Source organism: Pseudoalteromonas amylolytica, from assembly GCF_001854605.1.
GTDB classification, from domain to species: Bacteria; Pseudomonadota; Gammaproteobacteria; order Enterobacterales; family Alteromonadaceae; genus Pseudoalteromonas; species Pseudoalteromonas amylolytica.
The window spans coordinates 108511-126281 of sequence record NZ_MKJU01000004.1; the positions used below are offsets into that span (position 1 = coordinate 108511).

The following is a 17771-nucleotide window of genomic DNA, read 5'->3' on the forward strand; positions in this document are numbered from 1 at the left end:
CTGTTGGTTTTATAAAAATACCTACCTAAAGAAAAATCTCAAAGCCTTTTCTAACTTTGAGATTTTAAGTATGAAACTTTAATACTTGGGATGAAACTATATTCCTAAGTCACAAAAAAAAGCGCTTTCGCGCCTTTTCTTATTCAACCGTTACTGATTTAGCCAAGTTTCTTGGTTGGTCTACGTCGGTGCCTTTTATCACGGCAACGTAGTATGACAGCAGCTGTAGCGGGATTGTATATACAACTGGTGCGAGGATGTCTTCTACGTGGTTTACGTTGATAACACGCATGGTGTCGTCAGACTCAAAGTGTGAGTCTTTATCTGCGAATACGTAGATGATGCCGCCACGGGCGCGTACTTCTTCAACATTTGATTTTAGCTTTTCAAGTAGTTCGTTGTTTGGTGCAACCACGATGATTGGCATATCTGCGTCAATCAACGCCAGTGGTCCGTGTTTTAACTCACCCGCAGCGTAGGCTTCGGCGTGAATGTATGAAATTTCTTTCAACTTCAACGCGCCTTCCATTGCAATTGGGTATTGTGAGCCACGACCTAAAAACAGTGAATGGTGCTTGTCGGCAAACTCTTCGGCCAAATCTTCAATGCTACCCGCCAGTGACAGGGCTTCTTCAAGTTTGTTTGGCAAGGTTTTAATGGCGTTCACAATGGCGCTTTGTTCTAGGCCCTTTTCTTGCGCAATCGACGCTGTTAGCATCAATAAGCCTACAAGTTGTGTGGTGAATGCTTTGGTTGAAGCAACACCAATCTCAGCACCGGCTTTGGTCATAAAGGCCAAGTCTGATTCACGCACCAATGAAGAGCCTGGCACGTTACAAATGGTCATTGATGCCATATAACCTTGCTCTTTAGCTAGGCGCAGTGCAGCGAGCGTATCAGCGGTTTCACCAGATTGAGAAATCGTTACTAGCAGGCTGTTTTCATGCACAAACGATTGACGGTAACGGAACTCTGAGGCAATTTCCACATTACAGCTTACGCCAGCAAATTGCTCAAGCCAATAACGGGCAACCATGCCTGAGTGGTAAGAGGTACCACACGCGATGATCTGCACATGTTTTACGTCTTTAAAGATTTGCTGTGCGCTGTCGCCAAAGGCATCCACCGATACACGATCATTGTCTAAGCGGCCTTCAAGTGTATTTCTTACCGCCAATGGCTGCTCATAAATCTCTTTAAGCATGTAGTGGCGGTATTCACCTTTACCTGAATTGTCTTGCGTGATGTTTGACTCTACAACTTCACGCTCAACCGCTTCGCCATTGCTGTCAAAAATTTCAACACTGTCACAAGTAATACGAGCCACATCACCTTCTTCTAAGAATATAAAACTACGTGTCACAGGTAATAACGCAAGCTGATCCGACGCGATGAAATTTTCACCTAACCCTAGGCCTATTACCAATGGGCTTCCTGAGCGCGCCACAATCATTTCTTGATCGTTGGATTTATCGAATACCACCGTACCATAAGCACCTTCAAGCTGTTTAACTGCCGCTTTTACCGCATCTAGCAGGCTGTTGTGCTGTTGGCGAAGCTGGTGGATTAAATGCACCATAACTTCTGTATCTGTGTCAGATAAGAATTCGTAACCATCACCTTTTAAGGCGTCACGAAGCGGCGCATGGTTTTCAATAATGCCGTTGTGTACCAGTGCAATTTCACTGTTTGAAACGTGTGGGTGTGCGTTGCTTTCGGTCACACCGCCGTGGGTCGCCCAGCGTGTGTGCGCAATACCTGTGGTGCCTTTAACATTGGCTTTTTCAAGTGCTTGCTCAAGGTTAACCACCTTGCCTACCGCTTTTACCGTGCTAAGCGTGCTATCTAAGCTCAATGCCACGCCCGCCGAGTCATAACCACGGTATTCAAGGCGCTTTAAGCCTTCAACTAAAATCTTATTTACTGGGCGCTCTGCAACTGCCCCTACAATCCCACACATAATTTCTCCATTTTGCACGTTGGTGTTGTCATATTAGTGTTAGCTGTACAAGGTGTTGTCGTACTTGTACAAGCAAGTATTTACAAAGCCGCGCAAATAACCGTCACGCCACTTTGTTCAATGGCCTGACGTTTGTCAGCGGCTAGATTCTCATCTGTGATTAAGGTCGTTACTTGCTGCCATGACAGCTCAAGGTTAGGAATTTTTCTGCCTACCTTGTCAGACTCAACCATGACGATCACTTCTCTGGCCGCCTGTGCCATTAATTGGCTCAAGCCCACCAGCTCATTAAAGGTTGTGGTGCCACGCGCTACGTCGATGCCATCTGCACCGATAAATAACTGATCAAAATCATAAGAGCGTAGCACTTGCTCTGCGACCTGCCCCTGAAATGACTCAGAGTGTGGGTCCCATGTTCCCCCGGTCATCAATAATGTTGGCTCGTTCTCAAGTGACAGCAAACGGTTGGCAATATTCATGGCGTTAGTCATCACCACTAACCCTTGTTTGTTAGATAACTCAGGGATCATGGCTGCGGTGGTGCGGCCACTGTCTATGATGATGCGGTTATGATCTTTTATCAGCTTGGCAGCAGCCTTAGCAATCGCGGTTTTGCGGCGTGAATCTTGTTCATCATTGGCGCTGCCCACGATCTCCTGTGGCAATGCCACAGCACCACCATAGCGGCGTAGCAACAAGCCGCTTTTTTCTAACGCGGTTAAATCCTTTCGAATCGTAACTTCTGAGGTTTCAAATTCAACGGCCAGTGCGTCAACGCTCACTTCACCCTGTTCATTTACTCTACTAAGGATCGTATGGCGGCGCTGTTGTGTGTTTCGTTTAGTCATAAACCGTTCAGATAAGTTTCGTTTCGTAATTTAGGTGTAGTTTAAACGAAACTTATTAACTATGACAACTACAAATTATGCTTTCTTTTGTTTGTGTGGCGCACGTCTGCGGGCAACGCAAGGCCAACGTAAAAGCAGGATCTAAGCTCAAGCCTAGTTGTATATACAAATAAGATTACACTCCCTGTAGGACATCACACTAAGCAATGCCCTACATACACTATGTTATCAGTCGCTTAATGTACTAGGTGTAGTTTAGTTCTTACGGTGCTGGCCGTGTCCGATGCCACCATTTCATCATACGCACTTTGCATTTCAAAGATGGCGGCCGTGACACCTAAACTGGCCAATGCCACCTCGGCTTCACGCAAAGAATTAAACGTCTGTGTCTCACCATGTTTGTTTGTCAGTAAATGGTAATTGCCCTTTATATCAACACCACCCGCTAAATAGTGGTTTGCGTCTGCATAGCTCAAAATCACAGGATCTAATTTAAACTGGCTTAACTGAGTTTTTAGTTCGCTCTCTAACATAAATCACCCACACATTTTTTGGATATAGATTTAATTAAACGTATGGCGTTGTATTTTTGTTCACCTTGGTATAAAAAATTCATTGATCAATGTGTCATGATTTTGCAACGGCACATGATTAGTATTGCTGGGCAATATTCGCGCCTTAAGCGCTGCGTAACTTTATTGAAAAGGATAAACATGAGAAGAGTCGTTGTTACAGGAATTGGTGCCATCTCGCCAATAGGCACAAGTGCACACACAAGCTTTGATAACTTACTACAAGGTAAGCACGGCATACGTCCAATTGAGCACTTTGATCCCGCACAATTTGCTTGCAAAACAACATTTGCCGCTCAGGTTAGTTCACAATTAGACGCAAGTACGCTTGCGCCGTTTAAACATATGGACGATAGCACCCGTACTAAGCTACTGAAAAAAATCGACCGGCACCAAATGTTTGCCATGATAGCGGCCGCTGAAGCAATTCAAGAAGCAGGTCTTGATAATCTAGATGATGAACAACTCAGGCTACGTATAGGCGTCAACCTCGCAACGGGTGTGGGCGGACTAAATAGTTTGGAAGTATGCGCGGCCAAAGCAGTCAGTGGGAAAAAGCAATCTCCATTTGGAAATTTAATGTTTTTACCCAATCTTGCCGCAGGCTATGTTGCCAGTCATTGGAATTTTGGGGGCCCAAACAACGCTCACTGTACCGCTTGCGCTGCCAGTGCTCATTCAATTATTGACGCCTGTAACGCCATCAAAGGGGGTGAAGCAGAAATTATCGTCGCAGGGGGTGCAGAAGCATCCGTCACGCCGGTTGGTATCGCCACGTTTAACGCACAAAATGCATTGTCTACCAGAAACCATGATTTAGCGACTGCTTCTCGCCCTTTTACCACAGACAGAGATGGTTTTGTTATGGGTGAAGGGGCTGCTTGTTTGGTATTGGAAGAGTACGATCACGCCATTACTCGCGGTGCAAAAATCTACTGTGAAATTGTCGGTTTTGGCAGAACCTCTGACGGCTACACAGGGCAAGCTTTAAGCGCTCCGCATCCGCAAGGCTCTGGGGCGCAACGAGCAATGCAAAATGCCCTTAATATGGCAAACCTTAACACACAAGACGTACAGTACATTAACACCCATAGCACCAGCACCGCAGCCGATAGCATTGAAGTATTGGCAATAAAAAATACCTTTGCTGATCATGCCAACAAACTGGCCGTGTCTGGTACCAAGTCACAAACAGGGCACTTGCTCGGTGCAGCAGCAGCCATTGAAGCGGTATTTACGGTATTGGCGCTACAACAACAAACCTTACCGTATACGCTTAATCTAACCACAGAGAATGTTGACCCCAGCTGTCTGGGTGTTGATTTGATCATGCTCACTCCTCAAAAGATGAAGGTTAATGCAGCACTTTCTAATTCATTTGGCTTTGGAGGAACGAACGCATCTATTGCATTTAAGACGCTTGGCTAGTAACTTCGTCTTACACCTCATTGAGAGCGCCTTGGTTCATTGATTAAGTGGGCATGGCGCCCATCTACAATTGCATATCGCGACGACGTTAGAACATATTTACCATCGCATACAAAACCCAGCGAGTAAGTATTCACTTACCATTCATAGACTGCAAGTAAAGAGATTGTTCATACCATATTAATCGCATCATTTTAAATTATGCACACTTTACAGCCACCGACCCCCTTGTTTACAATCGGTACAAACAACGCAGAGAATATCTCATGATGTATTTATTTCGCTTCACTCTCTTATGCTCACTGCTGCTGCTGAGCGCCTGCAAAACAACTCCAACGTCTAGTACACCTACGCAGGCAAAGACACCAGAACCTATCGTGACAGCTAACCCTGACAAAACCGTCTCCACACAGCGCCGCCCATCCATCGATGAGCAAACGGAAGATGTATGGCAACGCATTCGCTCGCAACTAACCTTTGCCCCATCTGCACACGAAAGCGTACAAGCTCGCGTTGATTGGTATTTGTCACACCCCAACTATATGCATGTGATCAGTGAAAGAGCTGCACCGTTTCTGTTGTATGTGGTAGAACAGGTAGAGCGTCGAGGGCTCCCCATTGAACTGGCGTTAATGCCATTGATTGAAAGCGATTTTGACACCACCGCCTATTCTCATAAACACGCATCAGGCCTTTGGCAACTCACGCCGCTTATCGCCAAACACTATGGCGTAAAAATTACGCCCTGGTATGATGGCCGACAAGATATTGTCGATGCCACCAATGCAGCATTGGATTTCTTAAGCTATTTACATAAACGTTTTGACGGCAACTGGTATCATGCCATTGCGGCTTACAACACCGGCGAAGGACGTGTTTCCCAAGCCATTAAATTCAATAAGCAACGCGGTAAATCAACCCACTTTTTTGACTTGCCCCTACCTAAACAAACCCGTCACTACGTGCCTAAGTTACTGGCCGCTGCACAGCTGTTACGCAAACAACAAATGGAGTTTCCCAAGATCCCTAATCATACCGCCATTGCAGTCTTACCGTTGGAGCAAGGAGTGATCCTCAACACTGATAAAGCTTGGCGTAAATTACAAACGCTCAATCCAGGCTATACACGATTTCCTGCTTTGTTGGATGGACCCGACCACATCGTCGTGCCCGCCTTACAAGCACAACAATGGCAAGACTATGTGGCCAAACTGCCAGCAATGCCCAGTGATCAATGGCAACATTACACGATTAAAAAAGGAGACAGTTTAAGTGTAATTGCGCAACGCCATACGTTAACGGTCTCTCAACTTAAAACATTCAACCAATTGAAAAGTAACAATATAAAAATTGGTGACACGCTATTACTGCCCATTTTGGCAGATAAACAAATGGATTATACAGTACGTGCAGGTGATAGCCTGTGGCGTATTGCTAAACACTTCAACATCAGTGTCCATGAAATTAAAAAATGGAATGCGCTATCAAAGGATGTTTTACAAGTGGGTGATACGCTCAAGCTTTATTTATCAAAAACTTAATAATATTATCGGGTTAAATAAGCTAGCCGTGAGCTAACCGGCTAGCTATCAATGAAATTTTACAGCTTTGTTTGATCGTGTATAACGGCGCTTTTCTGGCTCTGTCCACATGCCGTGTTTTAAGTACTGCGTAGAAACTTCCATCTCACCATCCACAAAACGGCTGGTTGATTTAACCTTTGTAATGCCATCTTGATTGCCCGCAACATCTTCATAGGCAACAAAACTGCCATCATCAAGCACATCCATAGTACCTTGGGTGTAAAATCCTGCAGTGGTGAAATAAAAAAACACCACCTTTTTCTTGGTTTTATCCCAAAAAATCAGTGACTCACCACCGTACATGCCCTCATTAATAGAATGCAGCGTACGCACGGCAGTACCATTTAAGGCTCGCTCCCAATGACTAACATCCTGCATAGCGGGTTTGCCACCCACAACAGGAAAATCAGCCTGCCACGTTCCTAGGTAGGGTTCGAATATTTTCAGCTCTGACACCAGTGCCTGAGCGGCACATAGACTATGGCTTTGTATAAATAAAAAACATAAAATCAATAATTTAAATACTTTCATCTTATATTCTTAGATAACTTTCAAGCACGTGATTTGTTCTTGAGCTTAGCTATTCATACCTTTTTGAGCAAGTTTAGCAACACCTAGAAGCAGTGCACTTGTAGCGCTGTACCAAGATCGCTTGCTTTATTGCTGTTTATTGGCTGAGAAGTACTTACGGCGTAACAAATCGTGGATCACCAATTCCTGCTCACGTCCATAGGCCTTAAACATGCGATTGTTATGCATGTGCAGCAGCGAACCCAATAAGGCATCACGGCTACAGTTTAAAGCTCCAGCGGCGCGTAAAGTATTCAGTTGAGCCACCACAGGGGCGGCCTGAGCCTGCCATTGACCGAGCAAATTAAACAGCGCGTTTTGTACTTCATCGTTTTCTGAAGGTGTCTGCTGATGAAGTTGTGCAAAGTCACTGTCCAACGTTGCTTGATACTCCCGATAGCGGTTTCCAAGCTGTTTTCGCAGTGTATTGCTCTCATTAAACTCTCGGCCAAAACCATCTCTTAAACGGCTGATCAGTGCCAATCGAGCTTCATCATCATATTCAAACAAGGTGAGCAGTCTATCGGAGTACAGTAATGCCATACGCCATCTTAATTGTTCATCATACTCATCTAGCAATGCACATGTTTTTGCTATCAGAATACTGTCAAACATAAACAGTGACTCAATCAACGCCATTGATTCTGGGCCACCATAGCGCTCAACTTCTCGCTCATAGGTCATCAGTTCAACTTTATGTAACTCACCGCTTTCGATCATCGGGTCGAGTAATTGATTTAATAGTGGTAACAACTGACCACATAGCACCTCTGGCTCGCCGTAAAAACGCACACGAAGGTGCCAATCTGGATCGCCATAGCGTATAAAAAACCATTTCTCAAACAGCGCTTGATGCGCTTCGATTAGCGGTTGCAAACGCTCACTAAGCAATTGTTCTAGAACTGAGTTACCCGAATATATTTTCAGGCTTAGCCATTGCGATCCGGCACTAAATCGACGCTTGATCGCAGCGGCAGTAATATTGGCAATGGGGTTATCGGTGGAATGTCTATGCACCGCAGCATTGTCATTAAAAAATGGCACAACTAGCTCATTGTTGTAATGCATACCTTGTGCGTCAACCACTCTGGATTGATAGTGGCTGCTGAGCACCTCTTTAAGCTCTATGTGAGTTTGCCCTTTGGTTTCAGCCAATAAAATTGACAGCATATCTGCGTTGTTCAGGTTAAGCTGTAACACATTGTCCGCCATTGCATAGCTGACTTGAGCATCTAACTGATACTTTGCCATCAACTCTTCGAGCAGAGTGCGATCGAGTTGGCCTTTACGATATACCGCTTCCAGCGCTTCTCTTGGAATACGCCATGTTTTCTCATTGACAATCAGGTTGTCGAGCATGATGCGTGGAACAAACGCACTACGCGCAGTGCTCGAAGGCATTCTGAAGTTCGGCGCTCTACCCGACTGGTGTTGCAACATGCATAAGAACTTATAAGCACTTAAACTACGTGCAGAATAGTTGTGAGCACAAGATAGACGTGGCACCACCTGCTTATCAAGTCGCTTGCTCCACAATTTAACCTGTAGCCCTTCGACCCAAACATACAAATCTGACAGCGGAATTTGATATTCATCAGCCAAACTACTATCGGCCATAAATACTATTTCGTACTCTCTTAGGTGTGGCCTTGCAACTACATTACCTGGCCGCCCTTCTGGCATGTGAACCACTTCGGCAAAAATCACCTCACTTGAATGCGCCTGCTCTTTTTGCAACTGAGAACGTACATTATCTTTCAATGCTTCATCTAGGTGGCAAAAGCGGCCAAGTAAGTTTGCCGACGAAGGGCCTGTACAGCCACTCAGCTTCACAATGGGGTTTTGCTTTTCATCTTCATAGAGGCTGATCATCGCTGAAAATGAACTAGGAAACTTATGCACCACATTGTGATTGGTTACTTTTGTTTTGAGCTCTTTACTCTTTAGTACAATGCAGTCACGAGCTCGATTCTCAGGCAAGCTGATGGCTTCATCAATGATGGTCTCCAACACATTGCTATTGGCATTGCTTCTTGGTTGCTGCTGAGCATTTTTACCCAACCAAAGGCCAGCAATAAGCGGTGAATCATAGCCTGTCTCATCTGATATACCAATCCCTGATTCATCATCTAGGATCTTATCCAAAGGCACAAACTGCCCCTCAAAGCGCGCATTGAATTGATTGATAAAATTATTCAAGTTTGACGTATTAGCATCAGCGCTGAGCCCTGCTATCAACTCCAACTGCTTTCTCAAGCGGCCCATTTCCATTTCACTCAACTGACAATGCGTAAAGTCTCGGTAAACATCCGATTGAAAGAGCTTATTTTCCTGCACTTTTACAGGTAATTGCTGTAAATGCTCAAGAATGTGTTGGTATGGAGCGATCTCGCCACTTTTTTGCGTATCCAGCTGCTCGATTTGCGCCAATGCTGTCGCGAGATGATCCGCAGTATGTAGTTCGTTTATCGCTTGTAACGACTTCAACAAAGCCTGATCTGGCGATTCTCCGGTCAATGGTAACGGTATGTCAGCCTGTATCACGCCTTCGTCAATTAAGTCTTGAATATATGATTCAACATCTTCTCTATCGGCCTCAGGATACTGTTTGTGAAATGCCTCAACCAATGCATTAAAACTCTTACCTTCTTTGGCAAGCGACATGGCAAACTCAAAGTATTCATCACTGTCCACGGCACTTAATCGATATTGCATTGTGTCTTCAGAGATATAGCTCTCGATATAGCGACACTGCTCAGCTACAAAGTAATGCGATGAGTTTGGCTTGTACGTCAAATGCTCAGAACGAGAGGCATGTTTAACAAAGTGCTCTTTTAAAGCACTGAGGTAAAACATATCCAATCGAGTGTTGCGCTTGTCTTCACTATAAGGCCCACTGATTATATTGGTGCTTTCTGACACTTGCCCTTGATGCACTCCTGAAAACAAGCCAAAAGGTGTCGGGCGTGAGCACATTCGTATCATGTATTTTATCAACGCCTGAGCGACTTTCTTGCCTTGTTTAGAGTCGGGCTTATTGCGCCACTGCTCTATACGCTCAAGTAAAGAAGGACTGGCCAAATAAAGTGCTTCTGTCACACCTGGCATGTCTAGCCACTGTCTAAGAATGGCGTTATTGTCTGCGTCGCTATGTCCAAAAGCACTTAAATGCTCAATCGCTAAACGCGGCGTGCGTATTACGAAAAAAGGAGCGCATTGAATTGGCTTGATAGCCATTTTTGCTTGTTTAGAATTATTGTGATTCATCATCAACTCCTTATGCCATTAGCATGCTATCCAGCCAGCTAAGGTCGTCATTGAGCACGCTCAGCAAGCATAACCCAATGCCAGAATAGCCCGTCAATAGGCTGAAATCTTCCACGTAGTTTTTGCTTTCACCACTAAAAAAGTAGAATGCTTCGAGTCCTTGTTGTTCAAATTGTTCTAGAGTGTAATCCAGCCAAGTAGTGACAACCTCTTCGAGCTGAGGATGGGGCATTAGTTCGTTTAGTGCTTGATAGATAGTCATAATGCCCACGTAACCATGACAAAGACCAGCGTCTTTAACAAAGCCAGTCGAGGCATCGCGAGGAATATTCTTTAGGGCGACTTTTAGTGCCTGATCAACATAGCTGGGACTCTCCAGCGCCTGACCCGCACGTGCTAAAACTAAAGCGATGGTCAAGTCACCGTAACACCAGCCCAAACGCGACGTTTCATGAGGGTGGCTTGCACATGAGCTGAAGCATGACACACTGTCTTTATCGTCTTTTCGCTGTGTTAACAGCCAATCACAGGCACCCTGCACCAGCTCCGTTACTTGTGGTTTTAGCGTGGAGATCTTTAACGCGGGTAGTAACGCGGCGATAATCCCCGGTACACCATGCGCAAAACCCAGGTTATACTCAGGCTGGTCTAGGCACTCTTTATCTAGCCGATACACCGACTGACTTGGTTGTGACCACGTTATGAGGCCATTGTCCAATCGGCTAGCTGTACTTTCAAAACCCTTCACTATTGTGCTATACAACGCTTGCTGGTCACTGTAGCGAAGTCGTCTTGCCGCATACGGCGCATAGCCCGCCAAGCCTAAGACATACTCAATTTCTCCTAGCCAAGGGTTATGATCCAAAGCACCGGTGAATAGCGCATCAACGTCTTCCAAAAGGTCCACTGCATAGTCTTCTTGGTTTGCCTGATTGAGATATTCCAGTAACCAAGCCTGTCCGGCAAGCCCCGTGCTCAACTCAAGTGTTTGTTCCTCTAGCTCATCTTGTAGTTTATCTAGTTTCTGTGTAAACAGCGCTTCATCAACCCAATCGCTGTTATATTCATGAGCCTTGTAGAGAAACAGTAAATGCCCCGCTAAGCCACTTAAAATTCCATGATGAGACTCGTCTTTTGCACTCACGAGTCGGGCTAAAAGGTGAATTATACTTTCTAATTTTTGTTTTTTTTCCAAAGGCATGGTGTTGTTATTTCTCATGCTTATCCTTAAGGTACCTGTTTTATCAACGTGAGCATTTTCTGATTTATGCTTCTTCTGTATTTTCTTCTTTGTATTTGGTTAACTTAATTTCTCTGTCCGCTGATGCTATCGTTTCTTTGCGATGTGCGATGATCACCCGCGTAATTTTCAAACGAGATACCGCATCGTTAATATCTGATTCAAGGCTGGTATCTAAATGACTGGTTGCCTCATCCATAAACAATATTTTTGGATTCTTATATAGAGCTCTGGCCAAAATAATACGCTGCTTTTGCCCACCTGAGAGGCTTGAACCCATATCGCCAATGAGACTATCGTAGCCCATTGGCATAGCACTAATATCATCATGAATCGCTGCCAATTCAGCGCAATACACTACACGAGCCATATCAATTGGTGTTTCAAAAAAGGCGATGTTGTCAGCCACTGATCCTGACAATAACTCGTCATCTTGCATAACCGCGGCGATTTGTTGGCGATATTGCCGTGCACCCAGTTGCTCAAGCGCGATACCATCGATCAAGATTTCGCCACTTTTAACTGGGATCAAGCCAAGCATAATTTTGAGTAAAGTTGATTTACCACAACCGGATGGCCCTGTGATAGCAACCGACTCTCCAGCGTTAATCTTTAGGCTCAATTCATTGATCACATTGGCACTGGCGTCTGAATAAGCAAAGCTGACATTTTTGATCTCTATGTTACCCACCAAAGTATGACGCTTTACCTGATCTGGCTGTAATTGCTCTTTGTTGGTCAAGGCAATATCTGCAATACGATCGAAGTGTAAACCAAGCATTTTGAACTCGATAAACTTTTCAATAAGATTGGCTGTTTTATCCATAAACTGGCGTTTGTATGCCATAAACGCGAATAGCATACCGGTACTGAAACCGCCTTGGATCACCAAATGCGCCGCAAGGTACACAACCACAATGTTCTCTATGCCAAACAGCGCTCTATTCACCGCATCATAGCCAATCTGGAAGTTCCCCAAGCGAATATTCTGATTGATGGCGTTGGCATAACGGTTTTGCCACTGGCCCTCGCGTTTCACCTCAGAGCCAAATAATTTAATGGTCTGAATGCCACGGACCGTTTCCATAAAGTTGGAGTTTTCTTCCGCACGCGCCATGATCTCCTGCTCACTGATGGTACGAAACGGCTTATACATAGCAATACGTACCAAGGCATACAAGATCACCGCCACCAGCACTACGGCCGACAATAAGGGGCTATAAAAAAAGATCATCGCCAGTGTGATCACCGCCATCAAGCCATCAATTATCGCCTCGATAACGCCCGTGGTAAGTAATTGTTTGACCTGCTGCAACGAGCCAAAGCGTGATACCACATCTCCCATGTGGCGGGTCTCGAAATAACTCAGGGGCAAACGAACCAGATGATGGAACAAGTTAGCGCCTAGCTGGATATTCATCTGATTCCCAAAATGTAACAGTGTAAAACCACGCAAGGCATTGGTTGCTATTTCAAACACCATCACTAAAAAGAAGCCCACTGCCAGAACAGTTAATAGTGAGGTATCTCCCGTGAGCACAACATCATCGATCACCAATTGGATATAGTATGGTGACGCCAGTGTAAATACCTGAAGCAGCATTGAAAGCATAAAGATCAGGGTCAATGAACGCTTCAAACCCGTAATACGACTCCAAAAGTCAGAAAACCTAAGTGACGGTTTAGCCTCTTGTGTTTCAAAATTTTTGGTGGGAGTCAGCTCTAATGCAATACCAGTGAAGTGTTTAGAGGCTTCTTCAAGCGTAAAGGTTTTTTCACCAGCCGCGGGGTCGTGGATAACAATGCGTTTTTCATTGGCCTTTTTCAACACCACAAAATGATTCATATCCCAGTGTAAAATGCAGGGTGTTTGCAGTGCATCGAGATCGTCTAATTCGATACGCAAGGGACGCGATGTTAACTCAAGCTTTTCCGCAAAATGCATGATGTCGAGTAATGTCGCCCCTTCCAAAGAAATATTAAACCTTTGTCGCAAGGAAATCAGATCACTATGATAGCCATGATAGGCCGCAACCATCGCTAAACTAGCAAGGCCGCATTCAGCCGCCTCAGATTGCAAAATAATGGGCAGTGATTTCCTTGACCAGAACTGTAGTTTTGCCACAGGTGAGTTGTCTTCAATGTGCATATTAAGCCGCCTTATTTCTCATTTATACAGCTTATAGCTGACCTTGAATGCTGAATATTGGATCAAATAACCACCTCAGTAGCGATCGTTCCTCGATGATAATGTCGGCGTCCAGCGTCATCCCAGGACGCAACGCAGAGGCTTTACCATAAGCCTGTACTTCTTGATTATCTAGCGCAACCACCACTCGATAGGCAGGCGCTGAGATAATGCCGGGAGTATTGGTCTCATCAGGAAAAATAACGCTTTGGCTTACTTCAATCACAGTGCCGTCATAAACCCCAAACTTTTCATACGGAAATGCGTGGTATCGCAGCCTTGTTTTTTGCCCCTCATTGATAAAGCCAAACGCCGATGTTGGGACAAAAATAATGGCCTGCATTTGGCTATTTTCGGGTAATACGGTGAGTAGACTTTGCCCTTCCATTACATTCTTGCCTACCTTCGCCATTAGGCCGCTGACGATACCTGACTTAGGTGCTCTTAACTCTCCTAACCGCTGCTGTTCAACGGACGACAAACGAATTTGTAAGTCAGCTTTTTGAGATTGTAATTGGGATAAATGATTGCTTTGTTCTAAGGGGAGTTTTTCGAGTTGATTATTAAGTTGTTCTATCTGGCTTAACAGTGATAGCCGTTCTGATTGAATACTTGAGGCTTGCTGCTTTAAGGACAGTAAAGTATCACGCTGCCTTTGCAACTCCAGCTCAGATATGTAGCCACTACCTTTTAGAGTACTTATCTGTGACACCATAGTTTCATTCAGTGTCAACCTTTGCGCAAACGTTTGGGATTGCTGTTCAAGCTCGGCTAAACGTGCTTGTGCTGTTGCTTTTTGCTGCTCAAGTTCAGATATTGCCAAGGCATCTTGTCTTTTTTGGTGCAATAACTGTTGCTCTAAGCTCTGTAATTGGAAACTATACTGATCCAACAACGCCTGATTCAGCTCTACCGCGTGCTTACTATGCTTAGCCGAGGCAATGCGTAGGATAGGCGCCCCTTTGGCAACATATTCTCCTTCATTCACCAAAATCTCAGAAATAATACCGGTTTGCGGTGCCTTGAGTCTCAGTATCCCAGTATTTGGTTCAACAACCCCACTGACACGCTCTTTACGCGTGTACTTTCCTATTGATAGAAAAACAATACTGCTCACTACTACTGCACAGATTAGAATAGTCAGTGTTCTGAATAATGGCGGTTGTACTAAAGAGACAGCCCCGTCAAGTCGATGCCGCTTGTGTTCCATTACTTCTTTGCGGAATAAATTTTCCATAACTCTACTTCGGTAATATTATTGTTAATTTTTTTTCAATTAAGTTGCCAATGTACCATGACAGGTGACAAAAAGGAACTTGCTCACTACGCCCAAAAAGCAGGTACAGACGCTTATATTTGTGGCGTAGAGCAAAGCTAGGAGACCTTTTGAAAATCATTATGCGGGTATGTACACAAATACGATACATACCCACGAATTAAGACTTTTTCACCGGTCTTTGCCAACCTGATAGGTTGCGTTGTTTGCCACGAGCAATTGCGAGCTGCTCGTCAGCCACGGTCGATGTAATAACTGAGCCAGCTCCAACAGTGGCGGTATCGCCAATCGTCACAGGGGCCACAAGTGCAGAGTTCGAACCAATAAATGCATTGTTGCCAATCACTGTTTTTGACTTATTCACACCGTCATAGTTACAGGTAATCGTGCCAGCACCTATATTTACTTTCTCTCCAATCTCCGCATCGCCAAGATAAGTAAGGTGATTCGCTTTTGAACCCTTCCCTAAACGGGTTTTCTTCATCTCAACGAAATTACCTATGTGAGAATCTTCTTCCATAACAGCGCCTGGACGCAATCGCGCAAACGGCCCCAGCGTACATTTATCTCCAACTTGTGCGTCTTCTATCAACGTATTTGCCTTGATCACCACACCATTGCCAATAACACAGTTTTTGAGCACACAGTTAGGCCCTATCACTACATCATCGCCAATTTGCACTGTTCCTTCAAAAATCACGTTAACATCAATCTGTACATCTTGACCTGTCGTCACTTTTCCACGCACATCAATACGGCTAGGATCGGCCAGACTTGCGCCGTTCAGCATGAGCGTCTGTGCTTGCCAAGCTTGATATGCTCGCTCAAGCCCCGCTAATTGTACACGGTTGTTCGCCCCTTCAACTTCCATTGCATCATCTGGCTGAGCAGAAGCTATCTCTACACCATCACGGTGGGCCATAGCAACGATGTCCGTCAGGTAATACTCACCCTGAGCATTGTCATTAGATAACGCATCGAGCCACTTTTTAAGAAGCTGACCATTGACCGCCATGATGCCAGTATTGATTTCTTTAATGGCCAATTGCTCTTGGGTCGCGTCTTTTTGCTCTACGATACCTGTCAGCTTGCCATTCTCACGCAACATACGGCCATATCCGCTTGGATTGTCTAAGGTTACCGTTAAAACAGCCATCCCCTTGTCAGGTGTCGCTGCAAGTAACCGCTCTAGCGTTTTTGTTTTAGTCAGCGGTACGTCACCATATAAGACTAATACCGTATCTTGGTCATCAATATACTGCTTAGCTACGGCAACAGCATGACCTGTACCGAGTTGCTCTTCTTGTAATACCCAATTTACTTCGTTATGCGACAGTGCAGATTGCAGCTGCTCACCACCATGTCCGTATACCAAGTTAATATTTTTAGAACCCAAAGCAACAGCATTATCAATAACATGCTGCACCATTGGTAGGCCGGCAACTGGATGAAGCACTTTTGGCAGCTTCGAACACATGCGAGTACCTTTACCCGCGGCTAAAATAATTGTAGTGAGTTGCATCGAAATAGAATCCCGTATTACGTTTCTAGAGCGCTTATTTATTCAAGCATTTATGCCCATATTCTAACTGAAATTATCGACATTATGAAAAGTTCCGCATACAGCGCATGCACTCTATTCCACATAAAAGCTTATTTATTGTTTTTACAGACTATTTCTATAAGCTACCCAGCATAACTCGCAGTATTAACAGCGCTTATTATTTTCTTCGTACTTATCTACATATCACTATGCAGAGCTTCTTTGTCATATGATAAGCAATGCATAGGTTGATCATCACTTTTGTCATCTAGCTACCTATACTCATATCAAATTTTTCACAAGACATTTAACGATTGCCTGCTGTCGGTTAGCGCTGTTTGTTTTAACAATACAATTGGATAAATGAAAGTTAACTGTTCTTTCAGAAATACCGAGTATTTGGCTTATCTCCCAAGATGTTTTCCCCTCACATGCCCAAACCAAGCAATCCTTTTCTCTTTTGGTAATGTTTACACTGCCAGTTCTACAGCGGATCGCCGCATTTAGTAAATACGGTGACAATATCGTCCAATACCAATCAATCATTTCGATACTGCCAAACGTTTCTACGGTTTCAGGTATATCAAATATGATCCCACCCGCTATTCCTGCAACCCCTCTTAGTGGCAGTAAATACAGCCCGCAACAGTTATCTTTATAGTCAATAACCTGTGAGAGAGGTTTGATTCTCAGGCCATTTTTGCAGTGAAGATAGCCATCATCTGAATCTAGGCACTTAGCAAGATCTTTGTCTATCTCACCAAAGTAGTTAAGTTGATATGACTGAGCGGACAGTGGGTTATAATCCAAAACCCCCAGTACTTTATAACCACACTCTAGTGCCTCTTTTTTGAGGATTGAGGTTAAGTCTTGTGTATCACCTGCTTTTTCAAAATCAGCCATGAGCACATTTATTTTATTAAAGTTAACAAGCGAGACATTTTCATTTGTCATTTTTAGCTCTTTCATTTTTAAACCCCGTTCTTTGTTAATTGTGAATTCAATCAAGGAGTGAAATGATTCTGTCTCAATAAAAACAGAGCGTCAAATTTAAAAAATTAAAAATAAAAACAACAAAAACAACAAGATATGCCAAATTATTATTAAGCATTAAGCTTCTAGTTTAATTGATAACAATAGCTTTGAATTATGCAAAAAACACAAAAACCTGCCTAAATATCCATCCAAACAAACAGGCCAAGGGTAATATAGAGATCGGTCGATAATATTACTGATTTAGTCTTACTTTGCAGTGAGGTTTTACTTTGCAGTGAGGTTTTACTTTGCAGTGAGGTT

At 44.2% G+C, this 17771-nt stretch carries 12 protein-coding genes; 2 read left to right on the forward strand and 10 right to left on the reverse strand.

Annotation, left to right across the window (positions count from 1 at the left end; all coding sequences use genetic code 11):
- Nucleotides 1-139 precede the first annotated feature (139 nt).
- From glmS to BET10_RS00650, 3 genes are all read right to left on the reverse strand, one after another.
- Nucleotides 140-1960 carry a glutamine--fructose-6-phosphate transaminase (isomerizing) gene (glmS, locus tag BET10_RS00640; protein ID WP_070982889.1) on the reverse strand — a complete coding sequence of 607 codons (1821 nt, stop codon included), beginning with the start codon at nt 1958-1960 and terminating at the stop codon, nt 140-142.
- Nucleotides 1961-2040: 80 nt separating this feature from the next.
- On the reverse strand, nt 2041-2808 hold the full coding sequence (locus BET10_RS00645; protein ID WP_070982890.1) for a DeoR/GlpR family DNA-binding transcription regulator: 768 nt from the start codon (nt 2806-2808) through the stop codon (nt 2041-2043).
- A gap of 236 nt (nt 2809-3044) precedes the next feature.
- Entirely contained in the window at nt 3045-3341 is a 297-nt protein-coding gene (locus tag BET10_RS00650) for a DUF6482 family protein (RefSeq protein ID WP_070982891.1), read from the reverse strand.
- 180 nt (nt 3342-3521) lie between these two features.
- On the opposite strand from BET10_RS00650, the gene BET10_RS00655 reads away from it, so the two are divergent.
- Entirely contained in the window at nt 3522-4808 is a 1287-nt protein-coding gene (locus BET10_RS00655) for a beta-ketoacyl-ACP synthase II (RefSeq protein WP_205987514.1), read from the forward strand.
- Between the two features lie 269 nt (nt 4809-5077).
- Nucleotides 5078-6349: a LysM peptidoglycan-binding domain-containing protein gene (locus BET10_RS00660; RefSeq protein ID WP_070982902.1), complete on the forward strand. Its 1272-nt coding sequence runs from the start codon at nt 5078-5080 to the stop codon at nt 6347-6349.
- Between the two features lie 48 nt (nt 6350-6397).
- Here the strand turns inward: BET10_RS00660 and BET10_RS00665 are convergent, their stop codons facing one another.
- The 7 genes from BET10_RS00665 to BET10_RS21940 all read right to left on the reverse strand — a co-directional run bounded on the left by BET10_RS00665 (nt 6398) and on the right by BET10_RS21940 (nt 17429).
- Nucleotides 6398-6922 (reverse strand): hypothetical protein, encoded by a 525-nt coding sequence (locus BET10_RS00665; RefSeq protein ID WP_070982892.1) that lies wholly within the window; start codon nt 6920-6922, stop codon nt 6398-6400.
- Nucleotides 6923-7048: 126 nt separating this feature from the next.
- On the reverse strand, nt 7049-10228 hold the full coding sequence (locus BET10_RS00670) for a lantibiotic dehydratase (protein ID WP_240503611.1): 3180 nt from the start codon (nt 10226-10228) through the stop codon (nt 7049-7051).
- 10 nt (nt 10229-10238) lie between these two features.
- Nucleotides 10239-11447: a lanthionine synthetase C family protein gene (locus BET10_RS00675; RefSeq protein WP_070982893.1), complete on the reverse strand. Its 1209-nt coding sequence runs from the start codon at nt 11445-11447 to the stop codon at nt 10239-10241.
- A gap of 46 nt (nt 11448-11493) precedes the next feature.
- On the reverse strand, nt 11494-13617 hold the full coding sequence (locus BET10_RS00680; protein ID WP_070982894.1) for a peptidase domain-containing ABC transporter: 2124 nt from the start codon (nt 13615-13617) through the stop codon (nt 11494-11496).
- A 31-nt stretch (nt 13618-13648) separates the two neighbouring features.
- Complete coding sequence (locus BET10_RS00685) at nt 13649-14893, reverse strand: HlyD family secretion protein (RefSeq protein ID WP_070982895.1); 1245 nt, start codon at nt 14891-14893, stop codon at nt 13649-13651.
- A gap of 199 nt (nt 14894-15092) precedes the next feature.
- Nucleotides 15093-16454, reverse strand: a complete 1362-nt coding sequence (gene glmU / locus BET10_RS00690; protein ID WP_070982896.1) for a bifunctional UDP-N-acetylglucosamine diphosphorylase/glucosamine-1-phosphate N-acetyltransferase GlmU — start codon at nt 16452-16454, stop codon at nt 15093-15095.
- Between the two features lie 303 nt (nt 16455-16757).
- Nucleotides 16758-17429: a helix-turn-helix domain-containing protein gene (locus BET10_RS21940; RefSeq protein ID WP_275423312.1), complete on the reverse strand. Its 672-nt coding sequence runs from the start codon at nt 17427-17429 to the stop codon at nt 16758-16760.
- Between the last annotated feature and the right edge of the window lie 342 nt (nt 17430-17771).

Bases quoted from the DNA above. Each gene is read 5' to 3' on its own strand.
- glmU (WP_070982896.1), bottom strand. From the start codon at position 16,454: ATGCAACTCACTACAATTATTTTAGCCGCGGGTAAAGGTACTCGCATG.
- BET10_RS00645 (WP_070982890.1), bottom strand. From the start codon at position 2,808: ATGACTAAACGAAACACACAACAGCGCCGCCATACGATCCTTAGTAGA.
- BET10_RS00650 (WP_070982891.1), bottom strand. From the start codon at position 3,341: ATGTTAGAGAGCGAACTAAAAACTCAGTTAAGCCAGTTTAAATTAGAT.
- BET10_RS00665 (WP_070982892.1), bottom strand. From the start codon at position 6,922: ATGAAAGTATTTAAATTATTGATTTTATGTTTTTTATTTATACAAAGC.
- BET10_RS21940 (WP_275423312.1), bottom strand. From the start codon at position 17,429: ATGACAAATGAAAATGTCTCGCTTGTTAACTTTAATAAAATAAATGTG.
- glmS (WP_070982889.1), bottom strand. From the start codon at position 1,960: ATGTGTGGGATTGTAGGGGCAGTTGCAGAGCGCCCAGTAAATAAGATT.
- BET10_RS00675 (WP_070982893.1), bottom strand. From the start codon at position 11,447: ATGAGAAATAACAACACCATGCCTTTGGAAAAAAAACAAAAATTAGAA.
- BET10_RS00670 (WP_240503611.1), bottom strand. From the start codon at position 10,228: ATGAATCACAATAATTCTAAACAAGCAAAAATGGCTATCAAGCCAATT.
- BET10_RS00660 (WP_070982902.1), top strand. From the start codon at position 5,078: ATGTATTTATTTCGCTTCACTCTCTTATGCTCACTGCTGCTGCTGAGC.
- BET10_RS00685 (WP_070982895.1), bottom strand. From the start codon at position 14,893: ATGGAAAATTTATTCCGCAAAGAAGTAATGGAACACAAGCGGCATCGA.
- BET10_RS00655 (WP_205987514.1), top strand. From the start codon at position 3,522: ATGAGAAGAGTCGTTGTTACAGGAATTGGTGCCATCTCGCCAATAGGC.
- BET10_RS00680 (WP_070982894.1), bottom strand. From the start codon at position 13,617: ATGCACATTGAAGACAACTCACCTGTGGCAAAACTACAGTTCTGGTCA.